This window comes from Acinetobacter sp. CAU_H_S139_7, assembly GCF_058599305.1.
Window position 1 is genome coordinate 803,404 of the sequence record NZ_CM178651.1, and the last position, 22,459, is coordinate 825,862.

At 41.6% G+C, this 22,459-nt stretch carries 26 protein-coding genes and 1 pseudogene; 15 read left to right on the top strand and 12 right to left on the bottom strand.

The annotated features are described in order from the left end of the window. The first annotated feature begins 10 nt into the window (after positions 1-10). The 8 genes from rpmA (at position 11) to AC4MC0_RS03945 (ending at position 6,843) form a co-directional block, all read left to right on the top strand. Complete coding sequence (rpmA, locus tag AC4MC0_RS03910; RefSeq protein ID WP_234304610.1) at positions 11-265, top strand: 50S ribosomal protein L27; 255 nt, start codon at positions 11-13, stop codon at positions 263-265. Between the two features lie 187 nt (positions 266-452). Continuing rightward, positions 453-866, top strand: coding sequence for a hypothetical protein (locus AC4MC0_RS03915; protein WP_005400366.1), 414 nt, complete (start codon positions 453-455; stop codon positions 864-866). A gap of 261 nt (positions 867-1,127) precedes the next feature. Beyond that, positions 1,128-1,643 (top strand): YadA-like family protein, encoded by a 516-nt coding sequence (locus AC4MC0_RS03920; protein WP_005400367.1) that lies wholly within the window; start codon positions 1,128-1,130, stop codon positions 1,641-1,643. Positions 1,644-1,863: 220 nt separating this feature from the next. Further along, positions 1,864-2,562: an outer membrane lipoprotein periplasmic chaperone LolA gene (gene lolA, locus AC4MC0_RS03925; RefSeq protein ID WP_005400368.1), complete on the top strand. Its 699-nt coding sequence runs from the start codon at positions 1,864-1,866 to the stop codon at positions 2,560-2,562. Between the two features lie 131 nt (positions 2,563-2,693). Next, positions 2,694-3,506: an RsiV family protein gene (locus AC4MC0_RS03930; RefSeq protein WP_491887291.1), complete on the top strand. Its 813-nt coding sequence runs from the start codon at positions 2,694-2,696 to the stop codon at positions 3,504-3,506. Positions 3,507-3,606: 100 nt separating this feature from the next. Continuing rightward, positions 3,607-4,878 carry a serine--tRNA ligase gene (serS, locus tag AC4MC0_RS03935; RefSeq protein ID WP_078425288.1) on the top strand — a complete coding sequence of 424 codons (1,272 nt, stop codon included), beginning with the start codon at positions 3,607-3,609 and terminating at the stop codon, positions 4,876-4,878. A 76-nt stretch (positions 4,879-4,954) separates the two neighbouring features. Continuing rightward, on the top strand, positions 4,955-6,331 hold the full coding sequence (gene cysG, locus AC4MC0_RS03940; protein ID WP_114837045.1) for a siroheme synthase CysG: 1,377 nt from the start codon (positions 4,955-4,957) through the stop codon (positions 6,329-6,331). Positions 6,332-6,363: 32 nt separating this feature from the next. Continuing rightward, positions 6,364-6,843, top strand: coding sequence for a tRNA (cytidine(34)-2'-O)-methyltransferase (locus tag AC4MC0_RS03945; RefSeq protein ID WP_201706651.1), 480 nt, complete (start codon positions 6,364-6,366; stop codon positions 6,841-6,843). A gap of 24 nt (positions 6,844-6,867) precedes the next feature. Here AC4MC0_RS03945 and AC4MC0_RS03950 read toward each other — a convergent pair whose 3' ends face one another. Next, on the bottom strand, positions 6,868-7,254 hold the full coding sequence (locus tag AC4MC0_RS03950) for a winged helix-turn-helix transcriptional regulator (RefSeq protein ID WP_201706650.1): 387 nt from the start codon (positions 7,252-7,254) through the stop codon (positions 6,868-6,870). Positions 7,255-7,369: 115 nt separating this feature from the next. Here AC4MC0_RS03950 and AC4MC0_RS03955 point away from each other — a divergent pair, with 115 nt between their 5' ends. Together AC4MC0_RS03955 and AC4MC0_RS03960 are read left to right on the top strand one after the other, a co-directional pair. Further along, positions 7,370-8,140, top strand: coding sequence for an SDR family NAD(P)-dependent oxidoreductase (locus tag AC4MC0_RS03955; RefSeq protein ID WP_333641521.1), 771 nt, complete (start codon positions 7,370-7,372; stop codon positions 8,138-8,140). A gap of 107 nt (positions 8,141-8,247) precedes the next feature. After that, a complete protein-coding gene (locus AC4MC0_RS03960) occupies positions 8,248-8,802 on the top strand; it encodes a flavodoxin family protein (RefSeq protein WP_333641523.1) in 555 nt (184 codons plus the stop codon). 67 nt (positions 8,803-8,869) lie between these two features. Here the strand turns inward: AC4MC0_RS03960 and AC4MC0_RS03965 are convergent, their stop codons facing one another. From AC4MC0_RS03965 to rpoD, 6 genes are all read right to left on the bottom strand, one after another. After that, entirely contained in the window at positions 8,870-10,264 is a 1,395-nt protein-coding gene (locus tag AC4MC0_RS03965; RefSeq protein ID WP_004695470.1) for an APC family permease, read from the bottom strand. 265 nt (positions 10,265-10,529) lie between these two features. After that, on the bottom strand, positions 10,530-11,714 hold the full coding sequence (locus tag AC4MC0_RS03970) for an iron-containing alcohol dehydrogenase (RefSeq protein WP_004982825.1): 1,185 nt from the start codon (positions 11,712-11,714) through the stop codon (positions 10,530-10,532). A 1-nt stretch (position 11,715) separates the two neighbouring features. Continuing rightward, positions 11,716-12,195, bottom strand: coding sequence for a hypothetical protein (locus AC4MC0_RS03975; protein ID WP_392453258.1), 480 nt, complete (start codon positions 12,193-12,195; stop codon positions 11,716-11,718). A 132-nt stretch (positions 12,196-12,327) separates the two neighbouring features. Further along, a complete protein-coding gene (lipB, locus tag AC4MC0_RS03980) occupies positions 12,328-12,987 on the bottom strand; it encodes a lipoyl(octanoyl) transferase LipB (RefSeq protein WP_335997514.1) in 660 nt (219 codons plus the stop codon). A gap of 162 nt (positions 12,988-13,149) precedes the next feature. Further along, entirely contained in the window at positions 13,150-13,437 is a 288-nt protein-coding gene (locus tag AC4MC0_RS03985; RefSeq protein WP_010327321.1) for a YbeD family protein, read from the bottom strand. 122 nt (positions 13,438-13,559) lie between these two features. Further along, entirely contained in the window at positions 13,560-15,446 is a 1,887-nt protein-coding gene (gene rpoD / locus AC4MC0_RS03990) for an RNA polymerase sigma factor RpoD (RefSeq protein ID WP_335997512.1), read from the bottom strand. A gap of 433 nt (positions 15,447-15,879) precedes the next feature. Here rpoD and AC4MC0_RS03995 point away from each other — a divergent pair, with 433 nt between their 5' ends. Together AC4MC0_RS03995 and AC4MC0_RS04000 are read left to right on the top strand one after the other, a co-directional pair. Next, positions 15,880-16,089, top strand: coding sequence for a PA3496 family putative envelope integrity protein (locus AC4MC0_RS03995; protein ID WP_004982817.1), 210 nt, complete (start codon positions 15,880-15,882; stop codon positions 16,087-16,089). 70 nt (positions 16,090-16,159) lie between these two features. Further along, positions 16,160-16,684, top strand: a complete 525-nt coding sequence (locus AC4MC0_RS04000; RefSeq protein ID WP_201952167.1) for a YecA/YgfB family protein — start codon at positions 16,160-16,162, stop codon at positions 16,682-16,684. Positions 16,685-16,801: 117 nt separating this feature from the next. Here AC4MC0_RS04000 and AC4MC0_RS04005 read toward each other — a convergent pair. Then, positions 16,802-17,405: pseudogene (locus tag AC4MC0_RS04005) on the bottom strand (LysE family translocator). A 103-nt stretch (positions 17,406-17,508) separates the two neighbouring features. Between AC4MC0_RS04005 and AC4MC0_RS04010 the strand changes: the two are divergent. Next, positions 17,509-18,402, top strand: a complete 894-nt coding sequence (locus AC4MC0_RS04010) for a LysR family transcriptional regulator (RefSeq protein WP_333641534.1) — start codon at positions 17,509-17,511, stop codon at positions 18,400-18,402. Between the two features lie 65 nt (positions 18,403-18,467). Here AC4MC0_RS04010 and AC4MC0_RS04015 read toward each other — a convergent pair whose 3' ends face one another. From AC4MC0_RS04015 to trhO, 4 genes are all read right to left on the bottom strand, one after another. Beyond that, positions 18,468-18,881: an ABZJ_00895 family protein gene (locus tag AC4MC0_RS04015; protein WP_333641536.1), complete on the bottom strand. Its 414-nt coding sequence runs from the start codon at positions 18,879-18,881 to the stop codon at positions 18,468-18,470. A gap of 22 nt (positions 18,882-18,903) precedes the next feature. Next, positions 18,904-19,518 carry a DedA family protein gene (locus AC4MC0_RS04020; protein WP_317109800.1) on the bottom strand — a complete coding sequence of 205 codons (615 nt, stop codon included), beginning with the start codon at positions 19,516-19,518 and terminating at the stop codon, positions 18,904-18,906. A gap of 78 nt (positions 19,519-19,596) precedes the next feature. Continuing rightward, a complete protein-coding gene (locus AC4MC0_RS04025; RefSeq protein WP_004695491.1) occupies positions 19,597-19,896 on the bottom strand; it encodes a hypothetical protein in 300 nt (99 codons plus the stop codon). Between the two features lie 214 nt (positions 19,897-20,110). After that, positions 20,111-21,043, bottom strand: coding sequence for an oxygen-dependent tRNA uridine(34) hydroxylase TrhO (trhO, locus tag AC4MC0_RS04030; protein WP_151835873.1), 933 nt, complete (start codon positions 21,041-21,043; stop codon positions 20,111-20,113). Between the two features lie 180 nt (positions 21,044-21,223). Between trhO and AC4MC0_RS04035 the strand changes: the two genes are divergently transcribed. Next, positions 21,224-21,709 carry a DUF1289 domain-containing protein gene (locus AC4MC0_RS04035; RefSeq protein WP_317109806.1) on the top strand — a complete coding sequence of 162 codons (486 nt, stop codon included), beginning with the start codon at positions 21,224-21,226 and terminating at the stop codon, positions 21,707-21,709. Positions 21,710-21,790: 81 nt separating this feature from the next. Further along, positions 21,791-22,405, top strand: coding sequence for a LysE family translocator (locus AC4MC0_RS04040; protein WP_394804186.1), 615 nt, complete (start codon positions 21,791-21,793; stop codon positions 22,403-22,405). Positions 22,406-22,459: the final 54 nt, after the last annotated feature.

The following is a 22,459-nucleotide window of genomic DNA, read 5'->3' on the forward strand; positions in this document are numbered from 1 at the left end:
GTAAATAGACATGGCAACTAAAAAAGCCGGTGGTTCGACTAAAAACGGTCGTGATTCGAATCCTAAAATGTTAGGTGTTAAAATGTACGGCGGTCAATCTGTGACTGCTGGTAACATTATCGTTCGTCAACGTGGTACAGAATTCCACGCAGGTCAAAACGTTGGTATGGGCCGTGACCATACTTTGTTTGCAACCGCTGACGGCGTAGTAAAATTCGAAGTGAAAGGTCAGTTTGGCCGTCGCTACGTAACTGTTGAAGCGTAAGTTTTAATAGTAAAAAAACCCACATTTTGTGGGTTTTTTTTTCGTCTATTCATATTGTTAGCTTATTTTTCTTGTGTTTTTATATTTTGAGATAAAGCACTAAATACCAATAAATGGTGATGTATATCACAAAAAATAAGAGTGTAATAGAAAAACAAAACCAAAACTAAAAGAAAGGCAGACAGATATGAACAAAATATTCACAAAAGTCTTGGGAAAATCCTGCTGCCATATGGTTTCTGTTGTAAAACAAGACAGTCAAATTGAACAAAACCATATGATGAAAGAGACAGTGCTGCGCATTTCTCATAGATCAAACATTGAGAGCGAGAGCGTTGTTGCTAATCTGAGACTTACTCCGAAATTATTGTTGTTGAGTATTTTATTGGCCATGGGGAATGCAGCATGGGCAACTCAGGGAGATAATCATCAAGGGCAAGGACAAGGGCACGAGTCACATGGTAACGGAAATGGGTATGGTCATGGGTCACATGGTAATGGCAACGGGCATGGAAATGGCAATGGTAACGGACATGGACATGGTTCTGGAACTCCAGGTCCTATGGGTCCACAAGGACCAATAGGTCCAGAGGGGCCGTAAGGTATCCCAGGTGAAAAGGGTGATACTGGAGCAACGGGTGCTACAGGCGCACAAGGTGATAAAGGCGACAAAGGCGATAAGGGTGACAGAGGTTATACCGGAGCAACAGGTGCTACTGGAGCCAAAGGTGATACTGGAGCACAAGGTGAACAAGGCCTCCAAGGTGTCACAGGAGCTACAGGATATAATGCTTATCAAGTTGCGCAGGTAAATGGTTTTGACGGAACTATCACCGAATGGCTCGCTAGCTTAAAAGGCGATATGGGTAATACTGGAATGACTGGCGCAACAGGCTTTAGTGCTTATGACGTTGCAGTTGGTAATGGCTTTGACGGTAGCATTACTCAATGGTTGGCCAGCCTTAAAGGCACAAACGGTACCAATGGGATTTCTAAAGAAGTGATGGATGCTGCGGATACTTACATTCTGAATGAAGCAAAAACTTATGTGAACCAAGTTGGACAGCAAGCCCTTAATCAAGCGAATGCTTATACCGATAGTCGTGTAAATGCCTTGAACCGAGACATGCGAGAACTAGAAGATCGAACCTATGCAGCAGTAGCATCAAGTATTGCAATAGCATCTTTACCGCAACCGACAGATGCTGGCTACAATATGTTTAGTGCCGGCGTGGGTACATGGGAAGGTGAGCAAGGTTATGCTTTTGGTCTCAGCGGTGTGACTGAAAGTAACAAATATGTATACAAAGTAGCTGTGACAACCAATAGTGAAGGTGATTTCGGTGCAGGTGCAGCAATTGGTTGGCAATGGAAATGACAGTGATAATTCTTAACCTCAGTTAGAAAAGCCTCTGCACATTCAGAGGCTTTTCTATATGTAAAGAGCACATCTGATCTTCATCATGATGGATATTTCACAACATTAAGCACCAATAAATATACAAATCTTCTTATATTCTCAATTATTAGCCATCAAATTTGATTTAAGATAGCTCATCTAACAAATTGCGACTGCGCAAATTATAAAAGGTGAGATTATGAAAATGCTTCGTAAGACTTTATGTGCAATGACAGTAGGTGTAGTAACACTTGGCCCTGTTATGAGCAGTACAGTATTTGCAGCTCCGGTTGCAGCATCGGAGCAACAGGCGACGACGAGTTTAGTGAAACAGTTGAGTGGTATTCAAAGTATCAGTTCTAACTTTGAGCAAACCACCAAAGTCACAAATTCATCTAAAGCACCGAAGAAACAAGGTTTATCTGCTCAGCATATGAATCAGACCTTTAAAGGGGTGATGAAAGTTGAGCGTCCAGGGAAATTCTATTGGGAAACCACAAGCCCTGCGAAACAAACTATTGTAACTTCGGGCAAAACGGTTTGGATTTATGATCCAGACTTACAGCAAGCAGTTCGTCAAACTTTAGATGAACAGGTTGCGAATACCCCTGCACTATTATTGTCAGGGAATACGGAACAGATTCGTAAGTCATACCGTATTACGCAACCAAATCAGAGCAAAACTTACTATACCCTGTACCCAAAAAGCGATGATGGTGCGTTTCAAAGTTTAACGATCAGTTTTGGTGCGAAAAATGCGCCAACGCTAATGATCTTAGAAGATTCTTTGGGACAAACAACCTATGTGCGTTTTAATAACACTAAGGTAAATATCAATATTCCAGCTTCAACCTTTAATTTTACTCCGCCTAAAGGCACAGACATTATTGACCAATAATATGAGTCTGTTGTTCAAAACCACCTTCGGGTGGTTTTTTATTAGATCAAGTTCAGTTACATAACGTGGTGGGAAGTTATGGCTGTGCTTTGTATAGTCTGTGCTATTGAATACTTAACTGCGGGTAAATCATGATATTACTTCATAACAATAAAATTGGATCTGTCTTCGCAATGATGTTGTGCGCGGGATTGCTCAGCGCATGTCAGCCACAAAATGACAGTAATGCTGCAAAAAGTGAAGAGACAGCTAAACCAACTCAAGTCACACAGACTTTGCCACTGATTGAGACAAAAGTTCGACCATTACAATTGGCGCGTTCTATTGCTTGTGATGAGGAAGGATGTACCCAATACCAGCTGTACAGCTTGGACACCAATGTCCCATGGATCAATCAATATTTTGATGAACGGATGAAAAAAGCCAATCCTGTGGCATTTGAAAGCTCGAAGCAAGCAAAGCCACAGATCGATGAAAACATGCTCAGTGAAACTTTGTCTGATGTCCGTTATGTGGCGCAGCGTGGAAAATATGCTGATTTTGTCTTGATGTATTATCACTACCCAGCGCGTGCCGCGCATGGCATGTATCACAACGAATACATCACCTTAGATTTGGCAATTAAAAAACGGGTTGCGCTGAGTGATATCGTGGTGGATAAGACGGAGTCTCAATTATTAGATGCATTATATAGTGCCAATAGCATGTGGCTGTCCGATCATAATATTTCACGTGAGCAATTGAAGCTGACTGACAATTATTATATGAGTGCCAAAGGTGTGGTGTTCGTCTATCCCTTATATGAATTAGCCTCTTATGCAGAAGGGATGTCTGAATTGGTTTTACCGTATCAACAAGCCAGCGGCTTAATTAAGGCGGAATATTTGCCAAGTTTTGTCGATTATGCCGCTGAACGAGAAAAAGCGAGCAAAGAAAAGCCATGAAAATTGCTGTAATAAGCCACAGCTAGTGATCGCGTGACTGTATTTTTCGGCTTGAAGCGCTTACACTATAGCCAGTTTTTTTCTTTGCAAAAGATTGGCTATGATCGACCCGAAATTACTCAGAAATAATATTGAGGCTGTAAATTTAGCCTTAGCAAAACGTGGTGTACAACTGAATGTTGAAGAATGGGCATCACTAGAAGCTCGCCGTAAAGAGATTCAATCCAAAACTGAATCTCTTCAGGCTGAACGTAATTCGGGTGCAAAACAAGTTGGCCAAATTAAAAAAGCTGGTGGTGATGCATCTGAAATTATGACGCGTATGTCAGCGATTGGTGATGAAATCAAAGCTGCAGAAGTCGCTTTGTCTGAATTACAAGCTGAACTTGAAGCGAAATCACTCAGCATTCCAAACTTGCCAGATGAGTCTGTTCCTGAAGGAAAAGACGAAAGCGATAACGTGGAAATCCTCACATGGGGTACGCCGCGTACGTTTGACTTTGAAATTAAAGATCACACTGACTTAGGTGAGTGGATGGGCGGTCTTGAGTTTGAAACAGCGACCAAATTGACAGGTTCTCGTTTCAGCGTGCTCAAAGGACCACTTGCTCGTTTACAACGTGCGATTACCCAGTTCATGTTGAATACGCATACTTTGGAAAATGGTTATACCGAAGCTTATGTGCCGTATTTAGTCAATGCTGATTCACTCCGTGGTACAGGCCAATTGCCTAAATTTGAAGAAGATTTATTCAAATTACAAGGTGAAAAAGAGTATTACCTCATTCCAACTGCGGAAGTGCCTGTAACTAACTTCGTGCGTGATGAAATCATTGATGCAGACCGTTTACCACTGAAATATGCAGCGCATACGCCATGTTTCCGTAGTGAAGCAGGTTCATACGGTCGTGATACACGTGGTTTGATTCGTCAGCACCAATTCGACAAAGTTGAAATGGTGCAAGTTGTTAAGCCTGAAGACTCAATGCAAGCGCTTGAAGAGCTTACAGGACATGCTGAAGGGATCTTGAAAGCACTTGGTTTGCCGTACCGTAAGATCATCCTTTGTGGTGGTGATATGGGCTTCGGTGCGACTAAAACTTACGATCTTGAAGTTTGGGTACCAAGTCAGAATACGTATCGCGAAATTTCTTCATGTTCAAACATGGGCGACTTCCAAGCGCGTCGTATGAAAGCACGTTACCGTGCAGACCAAAAGAAAACTGAATTTGTGCATACGCTGAATGGTTCAGGTTTGGCTGTGGGTCGTACTTTACTTGCGGTCATGGAAAACTACCAACGTGCTGATGGTTCGATTGAAATCCCAACCGTGCTTCGTCCATATATGGGCGGTGCTGAGTACATTGACTAATAAAGTCGATGTACTGCACAGTTTTGTGCACAATAATTGCTTTAAGACTGTCAGATAAAACTCATTGAGGTCGTGTGTGGATATTTTTCCAATCTCTTTAAAGTTGCAGCAGCAACCTTGTCTGATTGTCGGTGGTGGGCATATTGCTTACCGTAAGGCAGTGTTGTTACATAAAGCAGGGGCAGTGATTCATATCATTGCTCCTGATATTGATGCAAATTTATTGCAACTGGTTGAAGAAAGCCAAGGGCAATATATCCAAGCGCTATATCCTGCGCAGATTCAACTCAATGACTATCGGTTAGTGATTGCTGCAACAGATGATTATGCGGTGAATACTCAAGTCTTTGAGGACTGTGAAGCGCTGAAAATACTGGTCAACAGTGTTGATGATCCACCGCATTGCCGTTTCATGGTTCCTGCTATTGTCGATCGTTCGCCTTTGGTGATTTCAGTGGCCAGCAATGGTACATCCCCCGTCTTATCTCGCCAAATTCGAACCCAGCTTGAAACCAGTATTCCACATGGCATGGGTAAGCTGGCTGAGTTTTCAGGAAAATGGCGTGCAGCGGTGAAAGCGAAGATTTCTAATCCTGATGAGCGCCGTGTTTTTTGGGAAGACTTATATGCAAGTCCCCTGAAAGAACAGGTTTTTCATGACAATCTTGTAGAAGCAGATCGTTTAATCGAGCAAGCGCTGTTGGAGTGGAAAACACCGAAAGGTGAGGTATATTTGGTTGGTGCAGGTCCAGGTGATCCTGAGTTGCTGACCCTCAAAGCATTGCGTTTGATGCAACAAGCCGATGTGGTGATTTATGATCGTTTGGTTTCTCCTGCGATTATGGAACTCTGCCGTCGCGATGCAACAAAAATTTATGTGGGTAAAGCCCGTTCTAACCATGCTGTTCCGCAAGAAGGCATCAATGCTTTGTTGGTAGAATTTGCCTCAAAAGGTCAACGTGTTTGCCGTTTAAAAGGCGGCGATCCTTTCATCTTTGGTCGTGGTGGTGAAGAAATTCAAGAGCTTTTTGCCGCGGGCGTACCATTTCAAGTAGTGCCAGGGATTACAGCAGCTTCGGGTTGTTCGGCTTATGCAGGTATTCCTTTAACACATCGCGATTATGCGCAAAGCGTGCGTTTTCTTACGGGACATTTAAAAGAAGGTTCGCCTGAGTTACCGTGGGATGAGTTGGTCTATCAGAATCAAACGCTTGTGCTGTACATGGGCTTGGTCGGTTTAGAAAAAATTTGTGAAAAGTTAATTGAGCATGGGCAGCGCCCAGACATGCCCGTTGCTTTGATCTCGAAAGGTACCACGTCAGAACAAAAAGTGGTGGTCGGGACCTTAGCGGATATCGCATCAAAAGTTGAAGAAAATCATATTCAAGCGCCTACATTGACCATCATTGGTGATGTAGTAAGCTTGCGTGAACAATTACAGTGGCAAGATTAACTTTTGCCAAATTGAAAGAGTAGAGAAAAGCTGTGATCCATGTTGTTTTATACGAGCCCGAAATTCCTGCAAACACAGGCAATATCATTCGTTTATGTGCCAATACTGGAGCGCAGCTGCATTTGGTTAAGCCTCTCGGCTTTGAACTGGATGATAAAAAACTTAAACGTGCAGGTTTGGACTACCATGAGTGGGCGCGCATGCAAATTTGGGAAACATTCGATGAGTGTTTAGCAAATTTAGCCCTAAAAGGTGTCGATATAAACGCGATTTATCCTCTAACCACCAAAGGAACGGAAACGCCGCATACTTCGGATTTGAATCGTCCCGTGGCTTTACTCATGGGGCCTGAGACGCGTGGTCTGCCTGATCAGGTTCGTATGTTGTTTCCAAAAGAGCATTGGATTCGTTTGCCCATGGCTGAAAACTCGCGCAGTTTAAACTTATCCAATGCGACAGCTGTGATTGTGTATGAAGCATGGCGTCAGCAGGGTTTTAAGCCTTTAGCTTGATCAAATTGCTATGACAGAGCCCGCTTAAGCGGGCTCTATTTTTTCTAGCTTTTGATCGAATCCAGCTCTGGATTTTAAAACTTTAAGCATATTGGCTTCGACCCAATCTTTCATTTGATAGGCATTTTGAGCAAAGTCTTTGCCAATCTCGGTTAACGCATATTCCACTCGAATCACGTTTTCTTCATGAATGGTTCGCGTCAAAAAACCATCGCGCTCTAAGATCTTTAATTTTTGTGACAGCACTTTAGGTGAAATACCTAAAACATTTTTCTTGAGCTCATTAAAGTGTTGCGACTCTTGATCCAGCGTATATACAATCAATAAAATCCACTTGTCTGCAAATTTTTCAAAAAAAAGACGAGCAGGACAATCTGGATGAAAAATATTAAATTTCATTGGCTTATTCATTTCTAACCATGCTCATTTTACATTCTATCTTAATTTGAAACAATCAATAAGACCAGTTACCAAGTGGTAACTAATTGATACTAGGTTTCATAAGTGTATCATAAACATAGACTTAATGCAGCGCTGTCATCAGACTACGCTTTCGCAAGATACTGGCAATTGGATGGATCACATGATGAAAGTTTCAGAGGCTGTTGTTTTTATTACGGGTGCAAATCGTGGGTTGGGACTTGCCATCGCTCGGGAGGCCCGCCGTCAGGGCGCTAAAAAGATTTATGTGGGTATGCGCCAGATTGGGAGCTTTCAGGAAGAGGGGCTTATCCCGATTCAACTCGATGTAAATGTTGAAGCATCTATTCAACAGGCAGCAGAACAATGCGCAGATACCACGATTCTTGTGAATAATGCGGGCATTGCGCTTTTGAATGAACATCCTGTCGATGCCAGTATTATCGCGGCTACGCAAAAGATTTTGGAAACTAATTTATTGGGTTTGATGCGGGTGACGCAAATTTTTGCTCCGATCTTGCAAAAGAACCAACAGGCTTATGTGGTCAATATTCTCTCGGATGTATCTTGGGAGCCAAGCACTGTTTTGACCAGTTATGCCATTTCTAAAGCGGCAGCATGGTCCTATACCAACTCAAGTCGTCAGTGGTTGTCTCAATTTAATATTCAGGTCATGGGGGTGCATGTGGGTTTTATTGATACCGATCTGACTCGTTCATTACCCATTCCGAAGATTGCGCCAGAAACAGTAGCTCAAGAAATCTTTCAAGGCATCGAGCAAAATGCTTATGAAGTTTTGGTCGGTGAAAAGACCCAGCAGTTGAAGCAGGGCCTAAGCGCTGAAGTTGCAAGTTATGTGAAGCTCAAGCCCGATTAGGCAAGTGTTTAAGATATTTCATACTGTTTATTTTTAATGCTTTACGTGGCACAGCATCATGATTGGCGCAGCGATGCCAATCAACTAATTCCAAAGAGGAAACTAAAATGTCGAATATTTCAGTGGTTTTTTATTCAGGCTATGGACATACCAAAGTGATTGCACAAACTTTTGCGCAAGAAATTGGTGCAAATTTGGTGGAGATTGACCCAACTGGAGACATTCCAGAGCAAGATTGGCTGACATTGGATCAATCTGATGCAATTGTATTTGGTGCACCAACTTATATGGGCACTGCACCGTGGCAATTTAAAAAGTTTGCCGATGCATCTTCAAAAAAATGGTTTACTCATGCATGGCAAGATAAAATTTTCGGTGGCTTTACCAATAGTGCAAGCTTAAATGGTGATAAGCAAGTGACTTTAATTCAACTACAAACACTTGCATCGCAGCATGGCGGTATTTGGGTAAGCTTGGGCTTATTGCCTGCCAACAGTAAAGTGGCAACCCGTCAAGATGTAAATAATTTGGGTGGTTCTGTAGGCTTGTTGGTGCAATCACCATCGGATGCAAGTGCGGATGAAATCCCAACAGGGGATCTCGAAACCACAAAAGCCTATGCACAACGCATTGCCAAAATAACCAAGCAATTTAAGGGCTAGTTTATTTAGCGGTAGTTTAGAAAAAGAAAAAAGACGCACTTGGCGTCTTTTTCTTTTGAATGAAAGATTAGAGCGGATCGTCAAATTCATTATGTTGTGGTGCAGGTTGCTTAAAGCCTTTGGTTTTATAACCTAAGTATAAAATACCAAACATTGCCCACCATAAACCGAATTTCAACGCGGTTTCTTCAATCTCTAGCCACATGGCAAAGATACTGAGGAATCCACACATTGGAATTATCACAAAGCTAAAGATATCTTTAATATTCTTTGTGCGGCCATCACGCAGTGCATATCTTGAAATCACCGATAAGTTTACAAAGGTAAATGCAGTTAATGCACCGAAGCTGATCATCGAAATAACGATGTCTAAGTCCATGAAGCCAGCGGTTAATGCTACAGCACCTACAATGAGAATGTTATAAGACGGTGTGAAGCTTTTCGGACTAATATGACCAAAAATCTTCTTGTTAATCACTCCATCGCGGCCCATCACATACATTAAGCGTGAAACGCCTGCATGTGCCGAAATACCTGATGCCATAACAGTCACAATTGCAAAGTACAACACCACCGTTTTAAACGCAACGCCACCGACGGCTTGTAAAATGTCAGGCTGTGTTGCAGCAACATCTTCAAAGTAAGTCTTTGGATCGTTCGGGAAGTAAATCTGCATGAAGTAGGTGCTGATAATAAAGATTACACCAGCCAAGAGTGCCGTTAAGAAAATCGCTTTAGGTAGTGTTTTCTCGGTATCTTTTGTTTCTTCTGCCAGCGAGCTGAGTGAGTCAAAACCTGTGAATGAGAAGCACAGCAAAGTTGCACCTGTAATCAGGGCACCCAGTGAAGTAAGCTCATTCCAGAATGGCTCTAAACTCCATAACTGATATTTTGCATTGACCAAAGTACCATCTGCGTTGACGCCACCAGCAAGTAAGCTGTAAACCATCCACGTGAAGTAAGCAATCACACCTAACTGTACAAAAACGATCAAACCATTAAAGTTTGCAACGAAGCGTGCACCACGTAAGTTGACCGCGGTCATAAATGCAGTTAAACCAACCACCCAGACCCAATGGTTTACATCAGGGAATAAGGCTTCAAGGTAAATCACGGCAAGAATGATGTTGACCATTGGAGACAATAAATAGTCTAACCATGATGACCAACCGACCATAAATCCGACATTCGGATGGATGGACTTTTGCGCATAGGTATAGGCTGAACCCGAGGAAGGGTAGCGACGAATCATGTGACCATAACTGATCGACGTGAATAAAATTGCAATTAAAGCAATGATATATGACGTTGGTACATGATAATGACTTTCTTCTGATACTAAACCGAAAGTATCAAATAATGTCATTGGTTGAATATAAGCTAAACCAATAATAATGATGTGCCAGAGACCTAGCGTTTTTTGCAGTTTAGCTGCCGATTGAGTCCCAGAAATATTAGTCAACGGCGTTATCCTCTTAATCGTTGATCAAGGATCAGTCATGTTTAATAAGGATCGTTTGAGACGAACGATCCCCCCTGTGTTTAATTTCAAAAGTGCGCCAATCTACATTAATTTGGCCGCTTTTGTCAGTAACTTTTTCAGATTTTTTAGCAGTTTTTATGCCAATAGTTATAAGGAAAGCATTATTCCTTATGGCAAATAAAAGCCCGATGTTTAAAAAAGCATCAGGCTAAGATTGTCGCTATATTGGCTGATTTTTTATGAATTACCAAGCTTTTTCTAAAATTGCTTTTAAATCTTTTAAGCTGGCTTCTTTCGGGTTGTAAATGATTGAACCATCGTTGAGGGCCTTTTCTGCCACCTCATCGAGTTGTTCTAAGGTCACTTTTCCTGTTTCACTCAAGGTACGGGGTAACTTGGTTAGGGTAAATAAGCGATCACGCATGGTGAGTAATGTGCTGATGGCTTTGTCTGCACGTAAGTGGGCAGGAGTCTGCGCATAAATGTCTGGCCCTGCAAGTGGTAACAGGAGCTCTGCAATCTTGTCTCCATTCACTTCCTTGTTAAATTCAAGCACATAAGGGAGGAACAGGTTCATGCATAGTCCATGCGGCAAGTGTGCCACTGCACCTAAGGCATGTCCAAGTGAGTGTACAAGGCCCACCATCGAGTTTGAAAATGCAATGCCAGCCATGGTCGAAGCTTGAGCCAATTCTAAGCGGCCGTTGGCATCGCTTGGATTATCCAGCACATTAAACAAGTGATTGCTGACTTTCTTAATTGCAGCTGTAGCATAGGCATCTGAAATCGGATTGTGTGCCATGCATGTATAGGCTTCGACGGCATGGGTCATGGCATCCATTGCGGTCATCGCGGTTAAGTGCGGTGGCAGGGTTTGGGTCATGCGTGGATCGAGAATCGCAGCATGCGGCATTAAATAGTACGATGCGAAAGGCAGTTTGACATTTTTCTCTGGATCAGACACCACTGCAACCATGGTAACTTCAGACCCTGTACCTGATGTGGTTGGAATCACAAAAAAGGGTTTGAGTGGTTTAGGTAGGTTGTGTGCCCCAGAGTATTTGAGTAAGTCATCACCACCTTCAGATACCAAAATATTGGTGGCTTTCGAGGTATCAATCACCGATCCGCCACCGACAGCAATAATCGCATCGCACTGGTGTTCACGATATAAATTGGCGGCTTTACGCACCGTCTCTAAGCTTGAATCGGGTGGAACATCATCAAAAATTGCACCAATAACTGCATCGGTAGACTCAAATGCTGCTTCAATGGGTGCCAGTAAATTGTTGGCACGAACACCTTTGTCGGTAATGATTAAAGGTCGGGTTGCCCCTAATGTTGCCAGTTCAAATGGAATGTGTTCTAAAGCAGCATGACCAGCGATCACTTTTACAGGACAGAAAAATTCGTAATAAGGCTTCGCCATGTTATGCACTCCGTTTTAAATATGATTGGGCTACTTTGAGATAAATATTTGCAGCACCAGTGAGTTTTTCTTTTAAGCCTAATTCAGTTGGGTATTCTTTGACGGCAAGTTCAGCGACCATTTTCGGTAAAATCAAAGATTCCATTTTATTCAGACAGCGGACGAGGCGAATCGCATAGGAAATATCGCCATCTGCAATCATACGGTCGTGTGCAAAAGCTTGTGCTGTACTTTCTTGAAATGAAAACACCAAAAAGGCATGGCTTAGATGTTTAAAGGTGATGGTTAAATCTGCCTTTAAACTTCCTGGAGTAAGTAGTTCGAGTTGATGGTTTTCGGTCACTTTGGCTAAAAAAGCCGGGCCGTTTGGAAAGACATTCATCGATAAGGTGAAATTGGCTGGAAATCTGGCAACTTCTTGCTGAATTTCACTATCGACTTGGCTGGCCATGACCAATCCTCGGCCAATTACATCCATCATAAGTTTGACATAGGTCAATTGCAGAGCGGGTTTCACTGAATTTACGTTAATCACTCGCTGTTGTCCTTTCTAAAAATAATTATTAGTTTAGAGTAAATACTCTAATTTATTTTTCCATGAAAAGCAAAGCCTTTATATATGCTGTACTTGAACTTCTTTAAAGTAACCGCTGTGCTGTAAAGTTTCAATAATGTCGGCACATAAGTTTTCAAAGTGCGGGTAGTCTGGTTTGAGGTCTGAGATACGCACCATTTCTAAGCCCGCATAGCCGCATGGATTAATGGTGTGAAACCCAAATAAGTCACAATCAATATTTAAGGACAAACCGTGATAACTGCGGCCTTTACGAATTTTAAAACCCAATGAGCCAATCTTGCGTCCATCGACATACACGCCGGGTGCATCAGGTTTGGCATAGGCTTCAATGTTATATTTTTTGAGTAACTCAATCATTAGGTTTTCAGCATAAGACACCAAGGTGCGGACGTTCCAACCAAGTCGGTTGAGGTCAAACATAAAATAGGCCACCAACTGACCAGGACCATGCCAAGTGACTTGCCCCCCGCGATCCGTTTGTACCACAGGAATGTTACTGCTCATGAGGATATGTTCAGGTTTTCCAGCTTGACCTTGAGTGAGAACATCATGATGTTGCAAAATCCAAAGTTCATCGGGTGTGTCTGCATCCCGTTGTTCAGTCAATGTTTTCATTTCAACAAAGCGGTCAGCATAAGAAGTTAAATTATCAAACTGACGAATAATGAGTTGTGGTTTGAGAACGGCATCTGACACGGCACTTGCGTCCTTATAAAACAAAAAGTATGTCTGAAATTATAAAGAAAAGATCAATAGTGTAGGGGGATTTCTTTAGTGAATAAGCTGAATTCAATAGATCAAAAATTTAGCCACAAAAAAACACGCTCGTAAGCGTGTCTCATTGATACATCATTTGAATTACAGCGCCGTTTTAATTAACGGACAAGCTGCAAGGTCTGCATACAGTTGATGAACTTGTTCTAATTCTTCAAAACGCAATTGGGCAGTTAAAGAATGGTATTTACCTGTGCGTGATGGCTGGACTTGGATCGATTCACCATCAAACTCTGGAAAATGTTTGACTAAAATTTCAACCACTGCAACATGTAACTCAGTGCTGGCAAAGCCAATGAGTTTGATTGGGTAGTCCATCGGGAATACCCAAAGATGTTCTTGTAATTCACGTGATGGTGTACGGTCTAACATAGTCATGAGCGTCAGTCCCCCTTATTTCAAACGCCTGCGAAACTGCAGGCGTTAGGTGTTGCTCTTAAATACTTAATGGAGACTCGTGATTAAATTTCAAGTCTCCAATGTATCGGTATCAATTAGTCGTTTTCTAGGAATGAACGTAAGTGTTCAGAACGAGAAGGGTGACGTAATTTACGCAGTGCTTTGGCTTCAATCTGACGAATACGTTCGCGCGTCACGTCAAACTGTTTACCCACTTCTTCCAAAGTATGATCCGTTGGCATGTCGATACCAAAACGCATTTTCAATACTTTCGCTTCACGTTCAGTCAAGTTTTCAAGCACTTCACGAGTTGCTTCTTTTAAGCCTTCAGACGTTGCAGCATCGACAGGTGAAGTGATGTTGCTGTCTTCAATGAAGTCACCCAAATGCGAATCTTCATCATCGCCAATCGGTGTTTCCATCGAAATTGGTTCTTTGGCGATTTTCAGCACTTTACGCACTTTAACTTCATCCATTTCCAAACGTTCACCGAGTTCTTCAGGTGTTGGTTCACGGCCCATTTCTTGCAGAAGCTGGCGTGATACACGGTTGATCTTATTAATGGTTTCGATCATGTGTACTGGAATACGAATGGTACGTGCTTGGTCGGCAATCGAACGAGTAATGGCCTGACGAATCCACCACGTTGCATAAGTCGAGAACTTATAACCACGACGGTATTCAAACTTGTCTACCGCTTTCATCAAACCAATGTTACCTTCTTGGATCAAGTCCAAGAATTGTAAGCCACGGTTGGTATATTTTTTCGCAATCGAAATGACCAAACGTAAGTTCGCTTCAACCATTTCTTTTTTCGCGCGGCGTGCTTTCGCTTCGCCTACAGCCATACGTTTTGAAATCTCTTTGATGCCTTTAACATCAAGGTCCAAATCTTTTTCAATGTCTGCAATTTTTTGTTGGAACGCTAAAACGTCAGGGCGTACTTTTTCAAGATAGCCTTTTTGGTCTGGCGAAGCTTTCGCAATTTGTTCATCTAACCAAGCAAAGTTTGACTCTTGACCTGGGAAAGAGGTACGGAATTGAGTACGATCCATACGACCACGACGTACTGCATAGCGCATTACTTCACGTTCAGAGGTACGGATTTGTTCATGTGTACCACGAATCATTTCTGAAATGATGTCAAATAAACGTGGTGTAAATTTGAACATCATAAACACAGTTGCAAGTGACTCTAAAGCGTCTTCTGCTTCTTTGCTTGAACGACCATGTTTCTCGATGATGGTTCGGGTGTTTTTCCAAGCAGCAGTTAGTTCGTCAAAACGCGCTTTGGCAATTTCAGGATCTGGGCCAGATTCACCTTCAGAATCGTCATCACTTTCAGACTCTTCTTCTTCCTCGTCATCATCCAATTTCACATTTTTGGTAGACTTGGTTGAAGAATCATCTTCTTCATCAATTTCAGTCTCTTCTTCAAGAACTTCTGGAATCGCTTCATCAGTTTCAGGGTCTAAATAACCTGAAAGGATGTCTGCAAGACGACGTTCGCCCGCTTCATAATCTTTGTATTCTTGTAATACCACTTCAACCGCATTTGGCCAGTAAGCAATCGAGTGAAGAACGTCACGAATCCCTTCTTCAATACGTTTTGCAATACTGATTTCGCCTTCGCGCGTCAACAGTTCAACAGTACCCATTTCACGCATATACATGCGGACAGGGTCAGTGGTACGACCAGGCTCATTTTCTACAGAGGCAAGAACAGCAGCGGCTTCTTCTTCCGCAACTTCATCGGCAGCTTCATTACCACCTTCAAACATTGCATCATCAGATTCAGGTGCACGTTCGTGCACAGGAATACCGACGTCTTGAAGCATTTGAATAATGTCTTCAATCTGTTCGCTTTCAGTGATCGAGTCTGGGAGATGATCGTTAACCTCAGCGTAAGTTAGGTAACCTTGCTCTTTGCCTCGGCTAATCAGAGCCGCTACTTGTGAAGTAGGGGAAGTCATATCGCTCATCTTTGCTTACTCTTCGTTGAATCTGTGGCAGTGGAAAATTGTGCATCTGGGCACAATTCGCTTCATAAACTTATTTGTAAATAACTGCGTATTCCATCAGGGATAGTCAGCCAAAAGCTGCCCGATAAAATATTAAAAATATAAATTCAGTGATTTAGATGGGGGTGAATTTGTTGTTTTCAAGTTCATCCCGAGCGTACTCAAGTTCAAAACCCAAATTTGAAATCTGAACAATTTGGATTTTATGTGACCATTTAAAGTCGTAAACTACAAAGACGCAGGGTGGATTATATCATGCCATAAAAATTGGTTAGAAATAAAGACTAAAAATCAAATTAATTGCTCTAAATGCAAATAAAACTTGACAAGGTTCTGTAACCCATATAAATAGCGGCTAAGACCCTTCACATTTTTTCACTATGAGGTAGTTTTAGTGTCTTCTACAGATTTTGAACTAGATGATAACTACGCTGATGATGATGTTAATTTTGATGAGTCATCAAGTAAAATTAGTGCGAAAGAATCATTAGAAAAACGTCGCCTGATTGATGACCTTCTTGCACAGCGCCGTTTGGAACGTGAGCTTAAAGATTTTGATTACGACATCGACGATGACGACGATTTTGACGACGAAGAAGACTAAAATCAGATGTAGCATCGTGTCTGAAAATGCTATGCTAATGCCCTAATCAGTTTCTGAATTTGGATTTGAAATGAGTGCTTTAGATTTAGACTTATTGAGCGAATATCTAGATGGTGACCAAAATGAGTATGGTCTAGATTTTGCAGCGACTCATGGTTTCTTGTGTGCAATTGCAGTTGGTCCTACTTTTGTAAAATGGTTGGATGAACTTTTTGATAATAATCAAAAGAAAGTGCCTGCCGAGATCATCGCGCAAGTGAAAGCTTGGCTTGAGTCTATTCGTCAAAACCTTGCCAATGAAGAAGGGATTGAATTTCCTTTTGAAATTGAAGAGGCCGATGTTGAGTCAAGTCTAGGGGATTGGAGCGTTGGTTTTGTCGATGCAATGTTCCTCAATGAAGATGCATGGTTCACGCCTGAGTTTGAAGAGCAATTGGTCGATCTTACTTTACCAATTATGGTATTTAGTGGGATTGATGAAGAAGATCCGCAAATGGAAACTTTCCGTCGTAACGGTCAGTTAATGGATGAGCTTGCAGAAGAAATTCCAGAGAACTTAAACGAACTTTATCTCATGTATCATACGCCAGCATAATTGTTCTTGCGTCGTGACATCAGCGACGCAGGCATTAGCAAGCAAATAAAAAAACGTCCCTAGAGGACGTTTTTTTATGCCCAAATTTTAGTGTTTAAACGCAGGTATCACTCATGCTTAGTTTGTGAGAAATAAGCAAAGTCCTAAAGTTGCGAGTACGGTACCGATGACACGGTTAATGCTCACTTGTTTGCGTAAAATTTTATTTCGGATCACTGGGGTAGAGCAGAATAGTGAAATGAGCAAAAACCACAATAGATGACTGGCCGAGATAAAAATGCCATAACCGATTAAATGCGTTAGACCATGATTGCCTCGCAACAACTGTGCAAAGATGCTCATCACAAATAGTGTAGTTTTGGGATTTAAACTGTTGCCAAGAAAACCTTGTATAAATGCTTGACGTGGATGCAGTAAAGTATGAGTGGCATGGTCACTAATTTGCTGTTGGGTAAATGTTTTGTACCCGATATACATCAGATACAGCGCGCCAATATACTGAATGATATGCAATAGGTTCGGAAATGTAGTGCTTTAAGAAACTGAGCCCCAGTACGCTATAGCTAATGTGGATCCATACAGCACAAGCAATACCATATGCGGTATAGATCCCTTGTTTACGCCCATATAGATAACTATTTCGGCTGACCAAAGCGAAGTCAGCACCAGGACTAATGACTGCAAGTAGGGTAATGATTGCAATCGCTATCATTTCATTCACTCATTGATCCTTGTTCGGATTGAATTAAAGGATTTATATATTTTTCATATATTTGCTATAGTGGAAATCGATTTTAATTCTTTCCTTTTGATGAGTTTTTAGAATGATTGAGCGTTTATCACTGAATTCTCTTAAGTTTTTTTATTATGTCGCCCGCTATGACAGTGTAACTATCGCTGTTGAAAAACTCTTTGTCGCTCAAGGGGCGGTCAGTAAACAGTTAAAAAATTTGGAAGAGGCACTGGGGCGTCGTTTATTTCTTCGTGACGGCAAAAAGTTACAGCTGACGGGAGATGGCTTAACACTGTTTGATTGTTGTGAGCAGGTGTTTCCTCAGATTGACCAGTGCCTCGTGCAGATGATAAGAGAAAAGAAGAATGAGAAGAAGACCTTAATCTTATCCTGTGAACCGACTATCGCCATGAAATGGCTGATTCCGCGTTTAGTTCAATTTAAGCTGCGTTATCCTGAGATTGATATCAGTTTGTTAACAGCTGGTGGAGAAGCGGATTTTAAAGTGCAAAACATTGACTTGGCCTTAAGGCGTAATGATTTTGAGTGGGGCAAGGCCATTTATAGTGAAAAAATGGCGGATGAGCATATGGTTGGTGTATCGCGTCACAAGCATTTAGCCCTGACCTCACAGCTGTTTATTTCCAGTCCGCGACCTAAACTTTGGACACAATTTAAAGATGCATATAAAGCGCAGTTTACGCATTTTCAAAAAGTAGCATTGGAACATTTTTATTTGTGTATAGAGGCATGTTTAGCAGGGTTAGGGGCAACAGTGGTTTCAGCCTATATGGTTGAAAAAGAGCTCGATTTTCAAATGTTAGATATGCTTAGCCCGATTGTGCAAGATGGCTCTGCTTATTATTTACTTTCCGCATCTCCTTTTGAGGATGATCCGCATAAAGTCATTTTTAAAGATTGGTTGATTGAAGAAATGAGAGCCAGCCAAACAAAGTTAATGGCACTTTCCGCTCAAAAGCACTAATCACGTGTGGCATTTGATTGTTATCTATCAAGCATAAAAAAAACACCTCAAACGAGGTGCTTTTTTTATGGCAACTGTTTAAAACAATAGTCTGCGTACCAACCATAGGCAATATGAAAAATAGCGCCATGAATCGCGACCATACACAGCATAACGACAGCGGTGAGTCCAATGCCAGCATTATCGACGGATTTCATAATCGCTTCAGCATTGGGATTCATTAGTACTAAAAACAGTACAAAGAAACTACCGATGATAATTGCGACAGCACTTGAACCCCAAACCAGTTGAATTTTTTCATGATTGTTTGGAACACGGTGTTCTTTTTTTACGAAGTGCCCGACACTAATTAGTGCACAAGCCACTAAAGTCGGAATTAAGGTTAAGCCGCCAAGGTTTAAACCAAAGACCAGTACGGTGATTAACAGCACCAAAGCAATGCTATATACCGCCGCAAAATGCAGTAAATAGTGTTTCATGTATTTCCCCAAAATAAATAAATTAGCCGCGTGTTTTACCTAAATGTCTGCGATATAAAAACCAAAGGATAATCACAGCGACAATGGCAATAATGACATAACCGACTTTGCTAAAAATTTGATGCATCAGTGCTTGGTTTTCACCAAAGTAATAGCCGACTGTTGCTAAAAATGTTGTCCAGATAATTGTACCGAGTCCACTATAAAACATGAACTTCCAAAAGGGCATACGGCTCATCCCCGCAGGGATACTAATCAGTGAACGCACTGCAGGAATCATGCGACCAAAAAATACAATACGGTGACCATACTGCTCAAACCAATCTAAGGATTTTTTCACATCGGCGGATTTGATAAATAGATATTTACCATAGCGGTCGACCCATCTGAAAATGTACTCTTGTTTAAATTGATAGCCGATCCAATACAGCACTGCCGCGGCAAAGAGTGAACCAATACATCCTGCAATAATCACCCCAACTAACACCAACTCACCTTGTGATGCGGCATAACCTGCAGAAGGCATAATAATTTCAGAAGGAATAGGCGGAAAAACATTATCAAGAAACATCAGTAAGGCTATTCCCCAATAACCCAGTTGTTCCATGACGGAGATGATCCATGCAGTGAGGTTCATATAGACCATAAAAATAAATGCGATAAGTTATCTTAAGGACTTATCGCATGTGGGTAAAGAATTGAAATGTATTGTTTTCTATTCGTCGAAACGAGTGTGGGTCAGGGTGTGAATATAGACTTTACGTAAGCTATAGGCCAACGCAATCGGGATTAAACTGAGCAACGTATAATTTAAGAGATTTGAGCTTAAATGGTAACCAATGCCGAGCGCGATACTTGAACCAATCAACATGCCCAAAACCACAATAAACAAATGCGTGCGTTGTTCAAGCTTGCTTTTGATTTCGTTGAAGCTGGTATTGTGATATTGCTCGATACGGTTTGCTGCGGCATTGCGAATCAATGTGCGATGGCGGGGCATGATTATTTTATGCATGGCAATCATCCTATTTTCGTCGTTTAGGCATGTCATTTTTATTGTTATGTGGAGACCTACAGGACACCACTTTAGCTTATTATTTATACAGTATGACTCAGATTGAGTTCAATGTTGTGACAAAATTGTTAAATATTTTTAAAAAACGCGAACTGGATAAAAAAATAAGCCCTCAAATGAGGGCTTATTCTTGAACTAAATCATCTGAATGATTTTAAAGGCGTTTACGTTTAGCCGCAGCAATCTGCGACTGGCGCATACGGAAGCCTTCTTTTTGTTTTTCTGTGGTTTTGTCGATACAGTATTTGCATGACACACCATGTTCATAGCTAGCTTCTTCTGCTTCAGCAGGAAGAAGTGGCCAACCACAAGCATGACACTTAATGTTAAGGCCTTCTTCAACACCATGAGTGACCGCAGTACGACCATCAAAAACGAAACATTCGCCTTCCCACATGCTTTGTTCAGCAGGGGTTTCTTCTAAGTATTTTAAGATGCCGCCTTTTAAGTGATAAACCTCGTTGAAACCTTCTTGAAGAAGAAGGGAGGTTGATTTTTCACAACGGATACCACCTGTACAGAACATCGCAATTTTTTTATCTTTGTGCTGTTCAAGGTTTTGCTTAACGTACTCTGGAAATTCGCGGAAACTTTCTGTTTTAGGGTCAATAGCGCCCTTAAATGTTCCGGCTTTGTATTCATAGTCATTACGAGTATCGATCAAAATGACGTCATCACGAGCAATCAGGTCATTCCACTCTTTCGGATCAAGGTAGTGACCGACTAAATCACGTGGCTTTACTTCAACGCCTAAAGTCACGATCTCTTTTTTAAGTTTGATCTTCATTTTACGAAATGGTTTGTCTGCACTGTCAGACTCTTTGTATTCCATTTCGTTAAAACCTTCATTCAGAAGGAATTGATGAATCATATCGATCGCGGCACGGTCGCCTGCAACCGTACCATTAATGCCTTCGCCCGCTACAATCAGAGTACCACATAGGTTGATGGTTTTTACCAAGTCTAAAAGACGTTGTTGAAGATCAGCAGGATCTTGAACTTCTTTGAATTGATAAAGTGCGGCAACAACCCAACCAGTCGTCGCTTGCTGTTCTACAGGTGCAAGCTGTTCTACAGTAGCGTTCATGGAGTACTCCAATGTATTTTGATAGATAATTTTAAGGCCCACATTTTACATGGAATTGAATCAAGATGCGAGATAAGTAAACATTTTAAATGGCTTCTCAAGTAGTAGGTGAGCGTGTATATTCAGTTGCCAAAGACAAAATCCGTTTTGTTTTGGTGCGTTTATTAACAGGAGTATGTTTTGAGTACAGATCGTCGAATTGCCTCTTTGACCCCATGTGCAGGGCGTTGTTCAACGGTATTTGGTGATTCTGTGTGTCGTGGTTGTCGTCGTTTTAATCATGAAGTGATTCAGTGGAACACCTACACTTCGGAGCAGCATCGTTCAGTTTGGCAACGCTTAGATGCGCAACTAGACCAAATTTTAGTGCCAATGTTGCCTTTTGCTGATGTGCAGCAGGTCGAAGCTTTTGTTTTATCTAAACGCGTTCGTTTACGTCCCGACGCATCAAAAGGGCGGAAGCTTTATCATGCGTTAAAAGTATGTGAAAAAAATAAGAACTTTACCGAAGAAAGTGGTTTAGGCATTCAAGCGCAGCAAGTGAAACCGATTTGGCAAGAGTTTGAACGCCGTGTTCTTGCACTTGCTACAGCCAGTTATGATTTGGCATTTTTGCGTGCTGACGCAATTCGACAACATCTCATCCATGTGGAAGAGGACGAATAAGTCCTCTTGGTTTGATATAGAAAAAGAATACTCCGCATACCTCAGCTATTTGCGAGAGTAACTGCGGGAAAGGGTTTTTCGATGGTGAATGTATTCGAACTGGCGTTGTACTGTACGGCTGTGGTGGTCATGATCGCAACACCTGGCCCAGTGATGTTGTTGGTTGCCAGTGCAGGTCTAAAAGGTGGGTATAAACAAGCCTTAAAAACCATTTTTGGGACGAATTTAGCCTCTTTGGTTCTTATTGTACTATCTGTGCTCATCTTAAAAGAATTTTTAAACATTGCAGAGCATTGGTTAAATGCGATTAAGATTTTAGGCTGCGTATATATTGCTTATCTTGGCTTTCAAATTTTAAAAGAAGCCATTGCACAAGAAACAGAAACATCACCTGTGCAACTAAAGGCGGTGCAGGGAGGCTTTAAGCAAGGTTTCTTGGTGGGTATTTCAAATCCGAAGGATATTATTTTCTTTGCTTCATTTTTCCCACAGTTCATTGGGGTAACCAGTGATGTCGATGTCAGCCTTGTACTATTGACCATTCTCTGGATTATTCTAGACTTCAGCACATTGTCTTTGGTTTATTTGGGTTTTAATAAATTATCGCAGTCCGCTTTGTACAATAAGTTGTTAGGCGTTTGTGGTGCGATATTGGTCACAATTGCGCTCTATGGTATTTATACTGTCTTTGTTTGATGCTGATGGTATTGCATCAAAAAGCCTCCAACATGGAGGCTTTTTGATTAGGAG